Below are 19,723 nucleotides of genomic sequence, written 5' to 3'. Positions count from 1 at the left end.
TTAGAATCAATCACATTTTCAAAAAAGAAAAAGGGAAAATATTCTAAAACCTAGGTCTAATGTCTTAGCTTTTACATTCTATTTGAAACAAGATGATCAAATTGAGCAAAACAATTATCTATTATGAAATTAAATAGCTTTCAAGAAAAACTCAATAAGGAGGACAAAACTGACTTTAGCGATCTAAAAGCCGTTTTCATAAACTGCACTTTAAAGAAATCACCGGAAAAATCTCATACTTCGGGGCTGATCAGCATGTCTGCCCAAATTATGGAAGATAATGGTATTCAAGTTGATATCATTCGTGCAGTGGATCACGAAATTGCTTTTGGGGTTTATCCCGATATGACAGAGCATGGTTGGCAAAATGACGATTGGCCGGCCATTCAAAAAAAGGTAATGGAGGCCAATATACTTGTGATAGGTACTCCAATTTGGCTGGGTGAAAAATCTTCTGTTGCTAGTCAGGTAATTGAAAGACTCTACGGCTTTTCTGGTGAAACCAACGATCAAGGTCAATATGCTTATTATGGCAGAGCAGGGGGATGTTTAGTAACTGGTAATGAAGATGGAATAAAGCATGTGGCCATGAGCACATTATATAGTTTACAGCATTTAGGTTATGTAATTCCTCCACAAGCTGATGCCGGTTGGATCGGTGAAGCAGGACCTGGTGCATCGTATATGGATAAAGGAAGTGGCGGTCCTGAAAATGATTTCACCAATAGAAATACCACTTTTATGACTTGGAATTTAATGCATATGGCTAAACTCCTAAATGAAAAAGGCGGTATCCCAGCACATGGGAATCAAAGGCCAGCTTGGGATAATCGTGATAAAAAAGATCATCCTAATCCTGAATATAGGTAGATAATATTAAAGTTTAATTTTCTATCCGTCTCATAAGAAAAGTAGTCTTAATCCAGTTGAACTATTTAAATTGAAAGATATACTATTTCTACTCTAAAGCTTTTTGACTTCTCTCTCAAAGTTGCTAATTCATCTATTTATTTGATTTCTAAAGTTTAACAGACTAATTTAGAAATTATTACCAGTCTGAACCTAGAATGAAAAACGAAATTAAAACAGCTCCTGCCTGGCTCAAAAGAATCCAAGAAGGCAGCTGGGAGCCCGAAATATTGATTTCCGGTATAGTACTTTTCGGGTTATTTAAAATTTATCCATTAATTGCAGAATTAAATTATTTCCTGGATAATAATTCTTTCTATATATTTTCGAAGACAACAGCAAATGACACGATAACTAGCATACTTAAATTTGCAAACATCGTCCTTACTTTAGGTTTTGTTACACACTTACTCTTCAGAAGTGTTTGGGCTGCATTTGTGGGTTTAAGCTATGTATATCCTAAAGGTATTGATTTTGATAAACTTAAGTATCCTAACCGATATATTAATCATATAGCAAAAGGCAGCGACTACACAGCTCAAATAATAAAGTTAGAAAAAGTTTGTAGCACCCTCTTTGCTATTAGCTTCTTAATTTTTATGTGGGTTTTAGGGCTTGTATTCTTTACAGGATTATTGATCATAGGATTAACTATTGTTAGGGAAATTGTTGGTAGCAGTAATTTCCAACTTCTATTTGTGGACGATATTCTTTCAATTTTTTTCGTCATTAGCTTGATAGACCTAGTAAGCTTAGGTTGGTTTAAAAGAATCCCTTACATCAATAAAGTTTTTTATCCACTCTATCGCTTTACCGGCTGGATTACCCTATCATTTCTTTACAGAAATATATATTATGGCTTAATAAGTAATCATAAAAAATGGAAAATCAGCGTAATTCTTCTCCTATTCTTGCTTTCTTCCACTGTCACTCTTACTTTCCTTAGATCCAAAGAAGGTCACTTTGGTAGGACTATAGCTTTAGAGATAAAAGATGATTCAGAATACAGACTCAAAGAAGACATGTATAGAGACAAAGTTACAGACAATTATTATTCACGCTATATGCATATTGATAGTTATATATGCAAAGATGACTATTTAGAATTGTTTGTAGTGCACACAAGTGCCTACGAGAATGACTTTATTAAACCTAGATGCAATTATGACAGCTTGAAACAGGGAAATAGCAATGCAAATGACTCATTAAGATTTGCTTGCCTAAATCAATTTTATGGTGTTGCCCTTGACGGCAAATTACTGGAAGATGATTTTATTTATCAACGGAACTCGCAAACTGGTCAGGATGGACTATTGTCAATAGTAGACATTTCCAATTTGAAATCGGGTAAACACCAAATTGATTTATATTACGATTTTTTTGATGCAGAAAAGGATACTACCTACCATAATAGTGTAAGTCAATTATCTTTTTATAGGACATCAAAACCTAAAAAGTAATACCTACTTATTACAAAAATAACCCTTAAATAAAAAATCTTGTGTATTACAATACTTCACTAATTAGGTTCCAGATTGTAGTTAAAATTATTCTATGTGAGAAGTGTTACATTATTTCCTATTCTGGAAGATAATATTTGGATCTCGAAATAGAGTAGCATTATGACGAACATAAATTTAGGCCTAAAAGAAAACTGGAAACAATTTACCTTATTGGTGATAGTCAACGCATTTGTTGGCGGCATGGTGGGAATGGAAAGGAGCATTTTCCCACAATTTGCTGAGGTAGAATTCGGAGTAGCCTCCAAAACGGCAATTTTAACATTTATAACTGCTTTTGGGATCAGTAAGGCCGTAGCCAATTATTACACAGGAAAATTAGCCAATAAATTTGGCAGGAGAAATTTACTACTCATTGGATGGCTCTTGGCTATCCCTGTGCCAGTTATGCTGATTTTCGCTCCTAGTTGGACCATTGTAATTTTAGCTAATATTTTGTTGGGCGTTAGTCAGGGATTAACCTGGAGCAGTACAGTAGTGATGAAAATAGACCTAGTGGGGGAAAAAGACCGCGGGCTCGCCATGGGATTAAATGAGTTTGCAGGATATTTTGCGGTTGGTATAGTAGCCTTTATCACAGGTTATGTGGCCAATAGCTATGGCATTACCCCCTACCCTTTTTATATTGGAATTTTCCTTTCAATCATTGGTTTTATTTTGACATTACTCTGGGTGAAAGATACAAGAGGTCATGTAAATAAAGAAAATGGTATTGATAAAACTGTGAAGCTCAAAAACATCTTTTTGGAAACCACTTTCAAAAATAAAACCTTGAGTTCTGTTACCCAAGCAGGCTTAATTAATAACTTGAATGATGGAATGATTTGGGGACTTTTACCAATGGTGTTGTTCTCATTGAACTACGATAATGAAAATATTGGAATTATTACCGCTATTTATCCTACAGTCTGGGGGATTGGTCAGTTATTTACAGGTAAAATGTCTGACCATTATTCCAAAAAAGGCATGCTTTTCTGGGGGATGTTATTGCAAGGTGTTGCCATACTGTTTATCCCATTCTGCAGCAATTTCACCGTTTTAGCTGGTCTATCTGCTATTTTAGGCCTGGGAACTGCCTTGGTTTACCCCACCTTTCTAGCCACTATTTCACAGACCACCAGTCCGCAACAAAGAGCGGAAAGTATTGGGACTTTCAGACTTTGGAGAGATTTAGGCTATGCTTTTGGAGCGGTCATTTCAGGTATTACTGCTGACTTCTTTGGAGTAAATTACGCAATAATATTGATTGCATTGCTGACGATTACTTCTTCTATTGTTATTAAATTCAGGATGCCATCTACTATTAAAAACATAAACGATCATGAGAGCGAATGATTTGTCTTCATTCACTCTCATTGATTTATTAGAAAAGTGTGTACTAGGCTAATTCTTCTATCAAGTTCTCAGTTGGATTAAAAACTTGATCTTCCCTTGATAGTCTTCTCCACATTAAATTTCCATCATACATATCAGTGATCTCTCCATCATCACTCATCGCCATAAGGAAAATCCATCTGTTATCACAAAGCTCTTTTATAGAAGAATGTTTTTCAAGAATTTTGTCCATAGCCTCTGTTGGAGCATTGATTACTACACTTAATCGTAATGGTTCATGTTGATAGTTTACCCCATCGTGTATTGATTGCATCGGCAACCCGCTTCGTAGATCTCCTGCATAACCTTCCAAAACACCAATTCCTGACGTTACGTTATGCAGCGTTTTATTGCCGGAGCCAAAATGTTTATTGTCAACAGTGGATCCGTAATATTGCAGGTTAATCCAGCTTGTTACCACCATAGGCGCTGTCATAATAGCTTCTAGCACTTTAAATCCAGTGTCTTCATTCCAATTGTAAGAATGCAAAAACGATCGTCCTTCCAAGTTCAGCCCTTGAGTGATATGTCTTGGTGCCACAATAAAAGAAGAGCAACCTGCTAATCCCCATTCCGGCCTAACTTGCGACCAATCGTTACTTCTTGCCTTTATGAATGTATCGATATTGCTTTTATCGTCCATGCTCATCCTAAGAACTCTTTCTGCTCTAGTTGCTTTCCCTGCTTTTTGAATTCTTTTTTGAATATTTTCTAAATCTTCTTGATGAGTCGAAGGAACCCAATTAGTGTTAAAAAGTGATACTTCATCAATTGTAGTATCATGCAAACAGGCTAGAAAATAAGTGGTATCAGGAATATTAATTTTCTCTTCTGCTAACTGCTTTCGAACTTCTTTATCGTTTAAAATCATCGAAGCTACTTTAGCATTAGCTTCACCTGATTGACCTGCACATGCACCGCAGTCTAAACCAGAAGCGTGGGGGTTATTGACAGAGGTAGACCCGTGACCGACAATCATTACTATTCTAGCAAAATCTTCTGTCAGGGACATTGCCTGCAAAGCTCCTTTTGCCATAGTTACTCTGTCCGATAAAGGAATTCCTGTAGAGAAATTATGACTTTTAACACTTTCGATATTCACTGATAGATGCTCAATATCTGATTTACTCAAACCATTTTTATGCGGATGCGGAACTGGTCTAGTCAGTCCAAACGAATCTGTAAACAGTTTAGGCATAAGCGAGAGTCCAAGCGGGCTTACGAAGCCAAAACTGCTAATAGCACTTGATTTGAAAGACTTCCAAGCAGAATCAAAAATTTTATTGAGTTTTCTTCTTGATACCGACCTATCGTTTTGATTTTTGTCGGCTATACTTTCTTCAACAATAAAAGAAGATGGGATTAATGCAGGACATTGGTCAAAGCCCTCGTCATGGCCCAGCTTCCTAAAGTTGATAGGGAATCCGAAAAATCCGGCAAAACCTAAGGTCTCGATTTCAGGAGCCACTGACTCCAAATTTCTACGATAAACTTCCGATCTCACATCAATACAGAAAACTGCCTGAACTTTAGCGCTGTCATCGTTTTTCTGTCGAGAAGGGTTTTGTTTGAATTTCTCGATTAATCTTCTTTGAGCCGTTAAGTCAAATGCCTCTTGTAGAATAATTAAGTCCATTAATTCTTCATTTAAGGGATTTGACTCCTTTAATTTAAGCATCTCTCGCTTAGATCTTCTCCACTGACTCTCCACCAGGGGATTTTTCATGGCATGATAAACTCCATATTCCCAGCAGATTAACACGCTTAAGAACTCACTCAACTGCGCTCCTGCACGACCATACCTTTTATTATCCCAATCAAAATGCGCAACGTAGGAAGACCAACCTCCTAGACGTAGCAGAAGACTATGTAAATAAATTGGAAGGGCATCGTCTTCAACACTTAAATCATTGAGCGCAAAATGTGCAGCTTCAATGTAATTATCCGGTAAAGATTTTATCACCTTATGAAACCCTCTCAAACCCATCAAAGATGGCGACCTATTGGTTCCCGCCTCTATTTTCCACGAAGCAAATAACCCAAGGTCATGATTACTATCTCTCCATTGAGTTTGTGATGAATCAAAATAAGAAGAAGCCCAAGAAGAGATACTGTCCACCATAAAATCTGGCCAATTGGCTGTTGTTACCTTCCTCGAAACCTCACTGACGGTTTCTATCTTAGGAGCACTAATACTGTGAAATTCCTTCTTTCTTACTCCCTCAAGGAATGATTGTGCACTTTTCTGTATTCTCCTTTTATCAAGCACTCTTTTTAGGTCTGCTAGCAGTAGTTTATTCTCTTGGATTGCATTCAGATAATATTCAGCCTTCATCGTTGTTTGAATACCTGCCAATCCGGATAATTGCTGCGCTACAGATTCAAAAGACTGATCACCTAATCCTAGGTAAGGATTCACAGCCACAAAGCTTTCCAGTGGCCACAAGGGGGCAATTTTCTTTGAGGCATTATCCAAAGCATTTGTAATTCTGTCGTAATCTGAATTGAAATTGGATTCTTTCGTATTTTTTAGCATTTGATGTTTTTTAATGAAACAAAATCTCATTGAAGCAATAAAGACCTCCTAAAGCCTTCATTTTTGATTCTACTTTTCGTATTTGCATTGTAGCAAACTCTAAGCATTTTCATTATCATATTTATTAGAAAGAGCAAGTTTAACTTTTCTCCCAGCGATCTAGGCTTGAAGAAGATTTGATATAAAGTGCTCCTACCATTCTATCGTAGATTACATTGGCATAAAGTCCATTTCTAAAATGAATAGACCATTTTCTCCAGAACTTTTTGCCTTTTATAAAAGGAGAAAACATCTGAATTAGCACCAATCCTATGAAAATCACTAACCAAAAAAAGAGCATGACAGTAACTAGATTTGAGGGTTGACTAACTACAGGAATTTGTGATTTAAGTACATTTGCCATTAGAGCTTCCAAACTGAAAAATGCCAGCGCCACCACTGCAGCAACCATTGTGATTTTCAAGATTAACTGCTTAGAATTTTTAGTACTTAGAGTAGTTCCAATCAGTAAGGACAGTCCCATCACTATGATGCAACTTACCACCAATAGTGATAATTCCTCTATTGGATTTACTCCCCACAAAAGAGCTAAACTTCCAAAAATAACAAAGGCCAAAATGATACTTGCTATAAGAATCAAAGGATTGGAATTGCTTGGCTTAAGATTGATTTTAGATGCTTTTTTCACATCGATAAGGCTGCCTGAAGAAAGAAATGCGTGTGCCTTGTAGAATGAGTGTGCTACAAGGTGCAGGATTGCAGCAGCATAAATTCCAAATCCGCACAATAAGATACTAAACCCCATGTGAGAAATACTAGAATAACCCAGTGCAGTTTTTACAGAAGATTGTGTCATGTAGGCAATCGAACCAAACACGGCTGTAAAACCACCGAAAATTATTAGTATAATAGGAGCGTAAGTCATTTCGGTCATTAAAAATGACATCCTGGCAATTAAAAATGGCCCTGCATTTAATAAACCTGCATGCAACATGGCCGATACCGGTGTAGGAGTTTCCATCACCTCCACCAACCAGGCATGCGTAGGGAATAAAGCAGATTTCAAAATGGCAGCTGCTGCAATAAATATCATGGCCATTTCCAATGCTATTGGAAAGGCTCCAGCAGGATTCTTCATTGCAAGGATGATTTCCTGTAAATTGCCTGTTCCAAAATGATTATAAAGGAGAAATATGGATGTTAACAAAAATAAATCCCCTAAGCGAGCAGAGATGAATTTCTTGCGTGCAGCCAATTTCGATCTTCGTCTTTCCGCATAGAAAATCAACATTCTTTGTAAAGAAATACTGGTCAAAACCCATGAAACCCAAATCAACCCTAAATTTCCTGCTAACACCAGTAATTGTACAGAAGCAATAGTAGCCGCCAGTCTTCCAATAAAAACTCCTTGTTTACTATCTCCATCCATATAATTAAAACTAAACCTCATCACAATAAAGCTGATGAGATTTATCATAGTGAATATTAGTACACTCAAGGCATCTAACCTTATGGAGAACCCTAAGCCTTCATAGGCTATGCTGTTACTCTCCAAAATCCCATATTGATATACAAATGCGCAAGAAACTAGCGCTATGAATATACCCAAGTAAATACTGATTCTGCTTATCAATATTAATTTAGCAGGTCTTATGCCTCGCATAAACCATGATAATAATGCAATAAATGAAAATAGGATTGGGGAAATCAGAACCAAACTAGTCATTAATTCCTTAGTCATGCTCAGCAGTTTTTAAACTAGTTCAATTATAATATTTGAATTAATTTTAACAGCTTTCCCTTCCTCTTTGGCAGCATCAATAATTTCCAACAAAGATTTCCTACTTTCTTTCAACTCCACAATCCTTTTCAGAGAATTTTCATCCGGCTTTCCATATCGCTCATGAGAACTAAAATCTCTCAGATTGTGAAAATTAATTTTTTGACTAATTAGATTAGACACAATTTCTTTAGCTTCTACTGCTGAATACTCTCCTTTCACTAGGACTTCAGTCTGCTTATTGACTAACACTTTTTCCATAATTTTTAAAATTGTTTAATGATTTATGAAATTATTTATACAAATTTGAGAAATATTACTCATATATTTTTATTTATATGTTTTATACTACTTATAAACTATTGTTATGAATTATACTATCCACCAATTGCAGATCTTCCTAAAAGTGGTTCAGAAAGAAAGTATCACTAAAGCATCGCAAGAACTTTTCATGACTCAACCTGCGGTTTCCATCCAGTTAAAGAATTTTCAAGGGCAGTTTGATATTTCACTCTATGAGATTATTGGCAGGAAACTACACATCACGGATTTCGGAAAGGAGATTGCTATAATAGCTGAGAGGGTTATTGAAGAACTCAACAATATAAATTATAAAACTGAAGCCTATAGAGGTATGCTGACTGGGAAACTAAAAATCTCTTCGGCATCAACTGGCAAGTATGTTATTCCATTTTTTCTCGAAGAATTTCTGTCCCAAAATCCTGGAATAGACCTAGTTTTGGATGTCACAAATAAAACAAGAGTTATCCAAAGTCTGAAAAACAATGAAATAGATTTTGCTTTGGTAAGTGTAATACCTGGTCTACTGGACGTTGAAGAAGAGCTTTTAATTGATAATAAATTATACCTAATAAGTAACGAACCGAAACGAAATGACAGCAAAGCACTCATTTATCGAGAAGAGGGATCTGCTACCCGAAGCGCTATGGAGCATTACTACGGAACTCATAACTCTAAGGACAGAAAAAGACTAGAACTTACCTCAAATGAGGCAGTAAAGCAAGCTGTAATTGCAGGACTAGGAAATTCTATAATGCCTCTCATTGGGATAAAAAACGAATTACTAGATAAGCAATTATATATTTTACCTGCTGACGATTTACCTTTGAAAACCAAATGGAGGTTAATTTGGCTGAGCGGAAAAAGGATTTCTCCCGTGGCTCAAGCATACCTAGATTTTATTAGAGTTAGAAAAAATGAAATCCTTGATAAAAAATTTAAATGGTATCTCGATTACAAATAGTCAAATAAAATCTCCACTATTTTGCTCCTGACCTGCGCTTGTGTATCAAAAAGAATATAAAAACGCCTCCTTCTTATTAGAAAATTTTTGCTGTCTATATTTTATAGTAAACATTTGAATTCACCTTTCATTCCCCTACATTTGCAACAGAATTATGGTTTCTGTTGGAAAACAATCCTTCAGGATTAAAAGGGAATTCGGTGCTTGGTTTTAATTTTTTAAAACCGAAATTCCGAAACTGTCCCCGCAACTGTAAGTCCAATTTTTGTTTGAAGTGCAATACCCTTGCCACTGTCCGCCTTTTGGCTGATGGGAAGGCCGCAACTTCATAGGACAAGTCAGGAGACCTGCCATGGCTCATGAATATTTTCGACTTTCGGGTGAAAGGTCAGGAATGTACGAAAGCTATTAGCGAACTTTTTTACATCTGATTTTGACCGTGGTCGCATTAAACTATATTTTATGCGATTAGGTGTGTTATTTTTATTGCTATGGTTCGGTGATCAACTATTGGCACAAAACCCACAAGACAGTATGACTGTTTTGCAGGAAATCTCTGTGCATGGAAATTTTGAAAAACAATTTCTACCGGGAAACAACATCCTATTGCCTAATCCTAAAACACTTGACTTCTACAGTAGCGATAACATCAGCAATGTTCTGAGGCAGAATAGTAGTATCTACTTCAAAGAATACGGAAATGGTATGCTGACGACCATTGCCTTTCGTGGCACCAGTGCGAGCCAAACATCCGTGTTATGGAATAATTTCAATATCAACAGCTTCACCTTAGGCCAAACTGATTTTTCCTTAATTCCAGTTCATGCCATTTCAGAAATTTCCATTATTCCGGGAAGCGGAAGCAGTATGGGCGGAAATGGTGCATTTGGAGGTGCTATATTGTTGGAAAATCCCCTGCAATTCAAATCGGGTCATCGTCTAGCCCTGAGTCAACAATTAGGCAGCTTTGGTCAACTCAAAAGTAATCTATCTGCCAATGGAAGTAGAGGGAAATGGGCTTACAGCACTAAATTATATTGGGGTAAAGCAGAAAATGATTTTACCATTTTGCAAACTGGTGAAAAGCAAGACAATGCGCGTTTTGAGAGCTGGGGTGTAAATCAAAGCATCGGTTATAAAATCAGCAGTAAAGACCAAATGACTTTGGCCATTTGGTACCATGATAATTTCAGGGAAATACAACCTCCAATTGGATCGAGCAGAGACCTAAACGAGCAGACAGATCAAAATCTAAGAACTCTTCTGAATTATGAGAGAAATGGTGAACACCACCAGCTAAAAATTGGAACAGGCTACTTTACCGATGAAATGGATTACAGATTAGGTCAAGCTATTTCATATTACAAGGTAAACAGATGGGAAAGCTTTGCCGATTATAAGTATTATTTTTCCAGAAATCATCAATTGAAAATATCGGCTCGACACAATCACATAGAAGCTCAAAACCGAAACTATGAATTGGGAAGAGCTACTGAGGAGCGTTTTAGTTTTGGAGCCTTGTTCAAGGGAGAAATTTTGAAAAATATAGACTATGCTTTTCATCTAAGACAGCAGGTAGTGCCGGGAGTACAAATTCCAATTTCACCTTATGCAGGATTATCCACTATTTTACTTACAAAAGAGAGTCATCAACTGAAGCTCAAATTAAATACTTCTTACAACTACCGACTTCCTACTTTAAATGATCGATTTTGGAATGAGGCAGGTCGGCCTGACCTGAAAGCAGAAACTTCTTGGAACAAAGAAGTTACAATATCCTCTCGACATCATTGGGGAAAAACAGAATCGGAATTCTCTATAACTACATACCATAATCAGGTAGATAATTGGATCCAATGGATTCCTGATCCTAACAATCAATGGCGACCAAGAAACATTAAGAAAGTACTAGCACAAGGGATTGAAAGCAGTGCTTCTCTTCATTTTCCAACAACTTCAGGACTAGATCTTGAAGCTAATGGTCAATATAGTTATACCGCATCTACGGTGATAGAAAGCGAAGGAAACCGAAATGAAATTGGCAAACAATTGATATATACTCCATTGCATAAAGCCAATACCTCTGTTACCATTGTTTGGAAAAAGTTTTCGTTGGATCTATTTCAACAATGGACGGGAAAGGTTTACACTACTAACAGCAATACAGATATCTATGCATTAGAATCCTTTCTATTATCAGACATAGGCTTGAAATGGAGTAATGAAATTTGGACGACCTCTGCTCAAGTAAAAAACATATCAAATAAAGAATATCAGTTGTATTCCGGATATGCTATGCCCGGAAGAAATTTTCAAATCAGTATAAATAGAACCATTAAAATTAATTAAACATGATAAAAAATTACCCTAACTTATTTAAAGTAATTGCCCTTTTATTTTTCCTTTCCGCTTGTGAAGAAAAGGAAGAAATTAATCTGAAAACCTCAGGAGTATACATCTACAACGAGGGATCGTTTGGAAACAATAATGCTACGATAGGAAATTATGATCCTGAAATTAATGAATACACGCCCATTGCTTTCCGAAGACAGAGTAATATGAGCTTGGGAGATGTACAGCAAAATGCATCATTTCATGATTCCAAAATATACAGCGTACTGAATGGTAGCAACGATATAAAAATAATGGATGCTAATTTAGATTACGAAACATTGATAAAGTTTCCAGAATTAGACAAGCCTAGAGACATAGCTATATCAGATGATTTGGCATTTATATCAAATTGGGGGCCTTATAATGAGAATTTTGCCTTAACCTCTAGTGAAATACTCGTTGTTGAATTAGAAACAAATCAACTTGTCGATACAATAGAAACCCAGGAATATCCTGAGCATCTTTTTATTAAAAACAACAAGCTAATTGTAGGACATGCTAGTTTTGATGGAAGTATCAGCGAATTATCTATTATAAATATTGATAATTTAGAAATTGAACAAACTATATCTGTGCCCAAAGGTCCGCAAGAAATTATCGAAGATGAAAATGGAAAGATTTGGATTGTTTGCACTAGTGGAAGTTTAGTTCAACTCAACTCTTCATTAACAAGTATTGAAAACCAAATTGATCACGAGAATGAAATACTTGGCGATATCGACCTCTTTGAAATGGACATATTCTTTTATTCAAATGGTGATATATTTTCATTAAACACAACTGATTACAATGTGACTAACACCAATATATCGGTTGAGATGCAAAATCCCTATGCATTTGGCATTGATCCTGTTTCAGGTGATTTTTATCTTGGAGATGCTGTAGATTATGCAAATGAAGGTCTGGTACAGAGGTATAGTAATGATGGAGAATTGATAGATTCTTTTACAGCTGGTATTATCCCAACTCAGTTTTCATTTAATGTTGATGGAAAGAGATGATCAATACTTCAGAAAAGAAAATCAATCATGCCATCACCAAAGTAACCAAAGCAGTTTTTCCAAACACAACCAATCATTATGATACCCTGTTTGGAGGAACTGCTTTGCAATGGATGGATGAGGTGGCCTTTATAACGGCCACCCGTTATTCCAGACAGAAAATGGTCACCGTTAGCAGTGACAAAATAGATTTCAATAAAGCCATTCCTGCTGGAACCATAGTGGAATTAGTGGGTCAAATTGAGAAGGTCGGAAATACTAGTTTGGAGGTCAGAGTAGATGTTTTTACAGAAGAAATGTATTCCAACCACAGGGAAAAATCTATTTCTGGTTGTTTCACTATGGTGGCTATAGATGAAAATAAGAAACCGATTTCAATCACATGAGTGCAAAAAACATAAAGATAGAGAAGGATGATTTTTATATGGAAAATGGCTTTTTCGTTTTCACTGAAAAATATCATTTAAAAAGAGGTTATTGCTGCGGAAATAAATGCAGACATTGCCCTTATGATTTTAAAAATGTGAAGGCAAAAAAATAACGAAAACATTCAAATTATTTTTTACTTTCGTAGCTAGCTAACTGAACAGAAGATTGAAAAACAAGACTACGAACTGTCTTAATTGTGGTGAGCAATTAACACCTGATCAAAACTATTGCCCAAATTGTGGCCAAGAAAATTCCGACAAAAAGCTGCCTTTAGGTGCTTTTATAAAAGATTTCTTTTCAAACTATATTAGTTTTGACACTATATTATTCAAAACTTTAAACCCCTTTATTTTCCGGCCAGGAAAGCTCACCAAAGCTTTTAATGCAGGGAAAAGGAGAAGGTATATCAATCCTATTAGATTGTATTTGATATTTTCCCTTTTCTATTTTTTCATGATTAGCCTTACAGTTCCTAAAGATTTGATTGACTCAGGATTAAGATCAGTTGTCAATCAAAAATCCATTACGGATTCGCTAAAAGTTGAAGAACTTGATAGTTTAGGAATTCAACAACTGATTAATAAAGCAGAGCAAAATAAAGTGGCAAATAAGGAAGATTCCATTAATAAGTGGGCAACCTTAAAATATTGGGCAGCAGATGAAAATTTAAGCGATGAGGAATTTGAAGCGAAACTTGATAAAGTAGGTGGAAGTATCGAAATTATTCCCGCCAGTTATAAAAGATCATTTGTATTGAATTCTTCCATGTTCACCTATCAGGCCATTAGAAATCTGCCTTTGATGATGTTTTTCTTCCTCCCCGTTTTTGCTTTTATCTTATACCTCCTTTTTATGAAGAAAAGGTATTATATAGAACATCTCATTCATGGGCTGCACCTTCATGCATTTGCATATTTTATTTATGGATTAGCCATTTTATTAATCAGTCTATTTTCTACAGCTGAAGAATGGATTATATTTCTAAGTTTTGTTTGGGTTAGCATTTATACCCTTTTCTCCATTAAAAGGCTGTACCAAAACAACTGGAGTAAATCTATCTTGAAATTTCTAATTTTAGGAATCTTCTATTTCACTCTATTAATTTTTGGCTTCCTTTTTGAACTTTACGTTTCATTTATTACTATTTGACATGTCACAGAAAATTGCCTTAAGTTGGAGCGGAGGAAAAGATGCCTGCTTAGCACTTCACATGCTGATGCAATCCAGTAATGTTGAAGTAGACCATTTGCATACAGTAATTGGAGAAGAAACTGACCGGGTTGGAATGCATGGCATCAAGAAAGAATTGATTGAAGCGCAGGCAAAATCATTAAACCTACCACTCAAAATAAGTCACCTACCGTCTGATAAAAGCAATAAGTCATATGACCAAGTGATGAGCGAATATGCTGAATATTGTAAAACAAAAGGCATTGACACCATTGCATTTGGGGATATATTCTTAGAAGATTTGAGACAATACAGAGAAGAAAGAATGGCAGAAACAGGCATAAAATGTGTATTCCCATTGTGGGGAAAAGGAACTAAAGCCGTTATTGAAGAATTTTTGGATCTAGGATACCAAACTAAAATTTGTGCAGGAGATGCATCAAAACTTAATAAATCCTTAATTGGGCAAACCATTAATCATCAACTCATTCAGAACTTAGGTGAGAATGTTGACCCATGTGGCGAAAATGGAGAGTTTCATACCTTTGCTTATAATGGGCCACTTTTTCAAAACTCAATAGAATTACAATTGCTTTCAATTCACTCTCATTTTTATGTTTATAAAATTGAGGATGACGGAAAAACCAAAGAAATGAGAAGTGAATTTTATTTTGCTGATTTTGAATAATGACTACTCGGCTTTACAGATTTTGAAAACCGAGCAGATCACCATTATTCCTTAATTATCTTTTCTACAATTCTATCTCCCTTCTTATCAGTAATAATCATAAAATATAGACCTTGTTCCCATGCAGACATGTTAATTGACTGTTTATTCTGGAACAACTCACTAAAGTAAAATTTTCGGCCGTCTGCAGCTAAGACAGATATTTCACGGATATCCTCTGAAGACTCAAAATCAATAAACAATTGATCTTGAACAGGATTAGGGTAAATATTCACGAGTCGATTTAAGGAATTTCGATTATTCAAAACCATGGCATCAATCGTCATAGTGGCAGTACTAGTTCCACAATCATTATAGGCTGTTAAGGTGACTTCAAACGGGCCTTCATTATCGTAAGTATACACTGGATTTTTATCAGTAACTATGCCCGAGCCATCTCCAAAATCCCATTCAAATAAATTAGAGTTTCTTGTTAAGTTTACAAATGTAATTTCACCGTCTTCAACTGAGACCGTAAAATCTGCAGAAGGTAAGCATTTTGTTAAATTTACGTTATACTCGAACTGTGAAGAACCACAATCATTGCTAACAGTGAGTTGGACTTGATAATTCTCAGCATTTTCATAAGTATGCACTGGGCTTTCTTCTGTTGAAATATCACTTCCATCTCCAAAATCCCATTCATAACTAGTACCACCCAAACTGCTATTGATGAAGTTCACTTCCAAATCATTAATTGACGCTGAAAGATTTGCACTTGGTAATCCATCAACATTATTAGAAAGAAAAGTTGTTAATGTTTCTCCATTTTCTAATTCTACCTTGCACCGGAAACGCATATCTGCCAATCCCGACAGCTCTGAATTTATTACAAGCTCAGCCGAATTCACACCTGAATAATCATTATTATTTGTTAAATTTTGGGGAACATCGCCATCTACAAGCTGCCATTGATAATTATTAACTTCAAAGCTCTCATCAACTTCCACTCTTAATCGAGCTTCTGCACCGCAAGAAGTAAAAACGGGGTGTTGCACAATTTTTTCTTCTATAGTAGGTCTAACTAAGAGTAATCCATTATTAATATCGCTAATTGCAACAATACCGCTGTCAAAATAAGGGTAGTTACTCCAACTTCCGCTAAAAGAAGTATTATTCCCTTGCGTAAAAGAATCAAAATAAGCTACCTCTCGCAAATCACCTTGGGCAATTCTTTTACCATCCAGAACTATCAACCCATTTGTGTAATTAGATTGAAAAATTAATGACCCCTTTGTGTATAAGTTATGATCAATAGCTGTTCTTTCTGATAAATATTCAGTTAGTAAAATTGGATTGTCTAGATTTCTTACATCCCAAATCAAAGTTCTGGTATTCAGCCCATTATTCAATTCATCTAACTCATCATTTGAAATAAAAAATTGATGGTCTTCGGTTAACCATCCTTGATGAGAATATGCCGATTGTGAATATCCCATTTTCGAAATCAACCTGGTATCTTCCTTGTCATTCACATTTGCAATTGTCACAGTATTCTCATTGGCATTGAAGCAAATCTCCATTCCTTGGTATTGCTGATCTGGGCCATTATAAATAACACATTGTCCATCATGAGTATAGCCATCTGAATCAAAACAACCTGCAAATTCAGGATTTTTTGGGTCTTGAATATTGACTATATGCAATCCCCCCTGACCACAATTATTACCTGCACCCCTGGCTCCTACTATATACGCAAATCCAGTTTCTTCATTGATCACCACATTATGGGCACTAGAAACACCAGCATAAACAGCATCCGCGCTAAACATTTGGATTGAACTATTTGCCTCTCTTAGTCTTGTTAAATCAAAGACCTGCATGCCGTGACCAGTATTATTATCAGCAACTACAAAAGCATGATTTTTGTAAACTTTAATATCTCTCCATGAACTGGGATTTCCTGATTGGCTTGGAAGTCTTCCAATAATCCTCGGGGAGGCTGGATTGCTGATATCAACAAAGACAGTCCCGTTTGTCTGCCCCATCAAAACATATTCCTTTCCAGAGGAGGGATCTGTCCAACCCCAAATATCATTTCCATCGACCCCGTTGGTACCTGATAACTCGGCATTATTCAGCCTAGCAAGATATTCTATTTGATTACAGTCATATCCTGCAGCCTTTCCATTTTCGCACGGGGTTTGGGCAAAAGAATAATTCAAAATTAGAATATAAGTCAATAGGAAAGTAAATATTTTGGCCATGATAGTTTATTTATAATATTGATTTAATAACGTTCTTGCAGCTTTAACAGAATGCTTATTGCCCTGTCTTACTTCATCTTCAAATTTGCTTAAATTTTTCAATACTTCAGGACTTTTGTAGAAGTTTTGTTTTAAAAAATGATGAATTGTCTGATGCATCCAATGAATTGCTTGTTCTTTTCTGTTTAATGCAAAATAACCCGTTTGCTTTTGTTCTACTTGAAATTTATCTAATAACTGAAAAATCTCAACCAGCCCTTCACTATTCACTGCTGAACAAGTCTTTACCTCAGGTACCCATCCATTTTCATTTGCAGGAAATAAATGTAAAGCATTTTGATATTCTTTTTTGGCCTTTTGAGCTCTATCAATGTTGTCTCCATCTGCTTTATTAATCGCGATGGCATCAGCCATTTCCATTATTCCTTTTTTAATGCCTTGCAATTCATCGCCAGCCCCTGCTAGCATCAGTAACAAAAAGAAATCAACCATGTTTTTAACGGAGGTTTCAGACTGACCTACACCTACTGTTTCAATCAGAATAAAGTCATATCCGGCTGCTTCACAAAGTAACATTGTTTCCCGGGTTTTGTGCGCTACTCCTCCTAATGCATCTCCTGATGGTGAGGGTCTTATGAAAGCATCTGCAGATCGACTAAGTTTTTCCATTCGTGTTTTATCACCCAAAATACTACCTCCTGTTTTTTGACTGGAGGGATCTATGGTTAGAACAGCCAACTTCTTTTTGTTCTCAAGTACAAGTTGTCCAAATACCTCAATAAATGTACTTTTCCCAACCCCCGGAACTCCGGTAATTCCTATCCTGAACGATTTTCCAGTATAGTCATAAATCTTATCTATCAATTGAGCGGCTAACTCATTATCACTGTCCAGAGTACTTTCAACAAGGGTGATAGCTCTACTTAATCCTACCCTACTGCCAGAAAGCACACCTTCTTGATATTCTTCTAAAGATAATCTTCTTCGTTTTTTCAATCTATATTTTCTTTAAACCCAAAAGTTAAGATGCAAAACGTCTAAAGTATAATTTTTTTACATATAATTGTTAAATTCAATTAATTATTATAATTTTACTATTCAGATAAAAAGTTTAACTATTTTAATATAGGATGAAAGGGAGTATATTCAAAAACATATGGATAGATTCAATTTTAGCAACGGCATTTATTTTCGTTGTAATCTTTGGGTTATTTTCTTTAATCAATGTTTTTGATGCTATTGATCCAATTGGAGAGGCTTTAGAAGATGTAGAGTTCAATGACATTGTATACTCCACATTAAGGGAAGATCCCTCAGCTGATGATAACGTGGTTCTTGTGAACATCGGGAGGCTTCCTCGGCATATGATAGCTGAACAAATAAGAATCATCAATAAATACAATCCTAAGGTAATTGGATTGGACACTTTTTTTCCTTTTTCAAAAGGAGAAGCTCAAGACTCTGCACTGGTCAATGCAATAAGTGAAGTAGACAATATTGTTATGGCTACCAAACTTGAGCGATATAATGAGCTCAATGTAGTAGATTCCTTAAAATTATCTGCAGAAAAATTCAGGGTACATGCAGAAGATTTCGGCTTTGCAAATCTAGTGACAGGAGAAGGAGTGACACAGGAAGATGTAAAAACATGCCGTTCCTTTGTTCCCAAAGATTACTTATACTCTAAGGATAGCACTCATTTATTCTTCGCTGTGAGGCTAGCACAATATCTTGCACCTGAAAAAGTGGAGCGTTTTTTGGAAAGGGATAACGAAACAGAATACATCAACTATAAAGGAAATGCAATGGGCAGCGAGACCAATTTTGCTCCTACCTTTTTTGCTTTGGATATTCCAGATGTTTTTAATGAGAATTTCGTTCCTGAGTTAATAGAAGGAAAAATAGTAATCTTTGGTATGCTTGGTGAATATTTTGGTGACCCGTATACGATAGAGGACAAATATTATACTCCTTTAAATGAGAAATATGCTGGCCGAGGAAAACCTGATATGTTTGGAGCTGTAATTCATGCCAATATCATTTCTATGATTTTAGATGAGGATTACGTTTATAAACTTGAAGAACATTACCAGATCATAATTGCAGTTTTACTATGCTATTTGAATGTTGTGGCATTTATGTGGGTTTACTATCGTTTAAAAAATTGGTATGATGGTATAACCAAAGTAGTTCAACTGATAGAGTTATTGCTTATATTAGGAGCAATTATCTATAGCTATCATCTGTTTAACATTAATTTGGAATTAACACTTGCAATGGGTGTTGTGGCAGTAGTGGGTGACTCCTTGGAAGTATATAATGGAGTAGTAAAAAATATGTTTACCAAAGAAGGTAGAAGAGAATTATTTAGTGTAAACAAAAGTGAGATCGACAAAGTAGAAATCAATTAAA

Annotated in this window: 16 protein-coding genes and 1 riboswitch; of the genes, 11 read left to right on the top strand and 5 right to left on the bottom strand. The window is 35.8% G+C overall.

The genetic code is table 11. From position 1 onward, the window contains the following. Positions 1 to 123: 123 nt before the first annotated feature. From AAC601_RS02250 to AAC601_RS02240, 3 genes are all read left to right on the top strand, one after another. Complete coding sequence (locus AAC601_RS02250) at positions 124 to 870, top strand: flavodoxin family protein (protein ID WP_340152353.1); 747 nt, start codon at positions 124 to 126, stop codon at positions 868 to 870. A gap of 197 nt (positions 871 to 1,067) precedes the next feature. Further along, positions 1,068 to 2,369 (top strand): hypothetical protein, encoded by a 1,302-nt coding sequence (locus AAC601_RS02245; RefSeq protein ID WP_340152352.1) that lies wholly within the window; start codon positions 1,068 to 1,070, stop codon positions 2,367 to 2,369. 162 nt (positions 2,370 to 2,531) lie between these two features. Next, the gene (locus tag AAC601_RS02240) at positions 2,532 to 3,764 is read left to right on the top strand and encodes an MFS transporter (RefSeq protein ID WP_340152351.1); all 1,233 of its coding nucleotides are present in this window, start codon (positions 2,532 to 2,534) and stop codon (positions 3,762 to 3,764) included. A gap of 43 nt (positions 3,765 to 3,807) precedes the next feature. On the opposite strand, the gene AAC601_RS02235 is transcribed toward AAC601_RS02240, so the two are convergent. From AAC601_RS02235 to AAC601_RS02225, 3 genes are all read right to left on the bottom strand, one after another. Beyond that, on the bottom strand, positions 3,808 to 6,339 hold the full coding sequence (locus tag AAC601_RS02235) for a DUF2309 domain-containing protein (protein ID WP_340152350.1): 2,532 nt from the start codon (positions 6,337 to 6,339) through the stop codon (positions 3,808 to 3,810). A gap of 139 nt (positions 6,340 to 6,478) precedes the next feature. Next, positions 6,479 to 8,080 carry a proton-conducting transporter membrane subunit gene (locus AAC601_RS02230; protein WP_303268010.1) on the bottom strand — a complete coding sequence of 534 codons (1,602 nt, stop codon included), beginning with the start codon at positions 8,078 to 8,080 and terminating at the stop codon, positions 6,479 to 6,481. Positions 8,081 to 8,092: 12 nt separating this feature from the next. Then, positions 8,093 to 8,380: a hypothetical protein gene (locus tag AAC601_RS02225; RefSeq protein ID WP_303268009.1), complete on the bottom strand. Its 288-nt coding sequence runs from the start codon at positions 8,378 to 8,380 to the stop codon at positions 8,093 to 8,095. Positions 8,381 to 8,486: 106 nt separating this feature from the next. On the opposite strand from AAC601_RS02225, the gene AAC601_RS02220 reads away from it, so the two are divergent. The 7 genes from AAC601_RS02220 to AAC601_RS02190 all read left to right on the top strand — a co-directional run bounded on the left by AAC601_RS02220 (position 8,487) and on the right by AAC601_RS02190 (position 15,065). Beyond that, on the top strand, positions 8,487 to 9,383 hold the full coding sequence (locus tag AAC601_RS02220) for a LysR substrate-binding domain-containing protein (protein WP_303268008.1): 897 nt from the start codon (positions 8,487 to 8,489) through the stop codon (positions 9,381 to 9,383). Positions 9,384 to 9,521: 138 nt separating this feature from the next. After that, a riboswitch (cobalamin riboswitch) is annotated at positions 9,522 to 9,753 on the top strand. Between the two features lie 92 nt (positions 9,754 to 9,845). Continuing rightward, the gene (locus AAC601_RS02215) at positions 9,846 to 11,732 is read left to right on the top strand and encodes a TonB-dependent receptor (RefSeq protein ID WP_340152349.1); all 1,887 of its coding nucleotides are present in this window, start codon (positions 9,846 to 9,848) and stop codon (positions 11,730 to 11,732) included. 2 nt (positions 11,733 to 11,734) lie between these two features. Next, the gene (locus tag AAC601_RS02210; protein ID WP_340152348.1) at positions 11,735 to 12,778 is read left to right on the top strand and encodes a DUF5074 domain-containing protein; all 1,044 of its coding nucleotides are present in this window, start codon (positions 11,735 to 11,737) and stop codon (positions 12,776 to 12,778) included. Beyond that, entirely contained in the window at positions 12,775 to 13,164 is a 390-nt protein-coding gene (locus tag AAC601_RS02205; RefSeq protein WP_340152347.1) for an acyl-CoA thioesterase, read from the top strand. The genes AAC601_RS02210 and AAC601_RS02205 overlap by 4 nt, the downstream gene beginning before the upstream one ends. Further along, complete coding sequence (locus AAC601_RS02200; protein WP_303268004.1) at positions 13,161 to 13,319, top strand: DUF5522 domain-containing protein; 159 nt, start codon at positions 13,161 to 13,163, stop codon at positions 13,317 to 13,319. The genes AAC601_RS02205 and AAC601_RS02200 overlap by 4 nt, the downstream gene beginning before the upstream one ends. A gap of 53 nt (positions 13,320 to 13,372) precedes the next feature. Next, entirely contained in the window at positions 13,373 to 14,356 is a 984-nt protein-coding gene (locus AAC601_RS02195; protein ID WP_340152346.1) for a DUF3667 domain-containing protein, read from the top strand. Position 14,357: 1 nt separating this feature from the next. Continuing rightward, positions 14,358 to 15,065, top strand: a complete 708-nt coding sequence (locus AAC601_RS02190; RefSeq protein ID WP_340152345.1) for a diphthine--ammonia ligase — start codon at positions 14,358 to 14,360, stop codon at positions 15,063 to 15,065. A gap of 44 nt (positions 15,066 to 15,109) precedes the next feature. Here the strand turns inward: AAC601_RS02190 and AAC601_RS02185 are convergent, their stop codons facing one another. Then, positions 15,110 to 17,311, bottom strand: coding sequence for a choice-of-anchor B family protein (locus tag AAC601_RS02185; RefSeq protein ID WP_340152344.1), 2,202 nt, complete (start codon positions 17,309 to 17,311; stop codon positions 15,110 to 15,112). 6 nt (positions 17,312 to 17,317) lie between these two features. Further along, a complete protein-coding gene (meaB, locus tag AAC601_RS02180; RefSeq protein WP_340152343.1) occupies positions 17,318 to 18,307 on the bottom strand; it encodes a methylmalonyl Co-A mutase-associated GTPase MeaB in 990 nt (329 codons plus the stop codon). 134 nt (positions 18,308 to 18,441) lie between these two features. Between meaB and AAC601_RS02175 the strand changes: the two genes are divergently transcribed. Further along, the gene (locus AAC601_RS02175) at positions 18,442 to 19,722 is read left to right on the top strand and encodes a CHASE2 domain-containing protein (protein ID WP_303267999.1); all 1,281 of its coding nucleotides are present in this window, start codon (positions 18,442 to 18,444) and stop codon (positions 19,720 to 19,722) included. Position 19,723: the final 1 nt, after the last annotated feature.

The organism is uncultured Marivirga sp., assembly GCF_963974845.1.
In the GTDB taxonomy this organism is placed as follows: domain Bacteria; phylum Bacteroidota; class Bacteroidia; order Cytophagales; family Cyclobacteriaceae; genus Marivirga; species Marivirga harenae.
This window is presented reverse-complemented; position numbering and strand designations above follow the sequence as displayed.

What these genes read in the sequence shown, in the direction of transcription:
- AAC601_RS02210 (WP_340152348.1), top strand. Translation starts at nt 11,735, where the DNA reads ATGATAAAAAATTACCCTAACTTATTTAAAGTAATTGCCCTTTTATTT.
- AAC601_RS02190 (WP_340152345.1), top strand. Translation starts at nt 14,358, where the DNA reads ATGTCACAGAAAATTGCCTTAAGTTGGAGCGGAGGAAAAGATGCCTGC.
- AAC601_RS02175 (WP_303267999.1), top strand. Translation starts at nt 18,442, where the DNA reads ATGAAAGGGAGTATATTCAAAAACATATGGATAGATTCAATTTTAGCA.
- AAC601_RS02185 (WP_340152344.1), bottom strand. Translation starts at nt 17,311, where the DNA reads ATGGCCAAAATATTTACTTTCCTATTGACTTATATTCTAATTTTGAAT.
- AAC601_RS02220 (WP_303268008.1), top strand. Translation starts at nt 8,487, where the DNA reads ATGAATTATACTATCCACCAATTGCAGATCTTCCTAAAAGTGGTTCAG.
- AAC601_RS02240 (WP_340152351.1), top strand. Translation starts at nt 2,532, where the DNA reads ATGACGAACATAAATTTAGGCCTAAAAGAAAACTGGAAACAATTTACC.
- AAC601_RS02235 (WP_340152350.1), bottom strand. Translation starts at nt 6,339, where the DNA reads ATGCTAAAAAATACGAAAGAATCCAATTTCAATTCAGATTACGACAGA.
- AAC601_RS02225 (WP_303268009.1), bottom strand. Translation starts at nt 8,380, where the DNA reads ATGGAAAAAGTGTTAGTCAATAAGCAGACTGAAGTCCTAGTGAAAGGA.
- AAC601_RS02200 (WP_303268004.1), top strand. Translation starts at nt 13,161, where the DNA reads ATGAGTGCAAAAAACATAAAGATAGAGAAGGATGATTTTTATATGGAA.
- AAC601_RS02205 (WP_340152347.1), top strand. Translation starts at nt 12,775, where the DNA reads ATGATCAATACTTCAGAAAAGAAAATCAATCATGCCATCACCAAAGTA.
- AAC601_RS02250 (WP_340152353.1), top strand. Translation starts at nt 124, where the DNA reads ATGAAATTAAATAGCTTTCAAGAAAAACTCAATAAGGAGGACAAAACT.
- AAC601_RS02245 (WP_340152352.1), top strand. Translation starts at nt 1,068, where the DNA reads ATGAAAAACGAAATTAAAACAGCTCCTGCCTGGCTCAAAAGAATCCAA.
- AAC601_RS02230 (WP_303268010.1), bottom strand. Translation starts at nt 8,080, where the DNA reads ATGACTAAGGAATTAATGACTAGTTTGGTTCTGATTTCCCCAATCCTA.
- AAC601_RS02215 (WP_340152349.1), top strand. Translation starts at nt 9,846, where the DNA reads ATGCGATTAGGTGTGTTATTTTTATTGCTATGGTTCGGTGATCAACTA.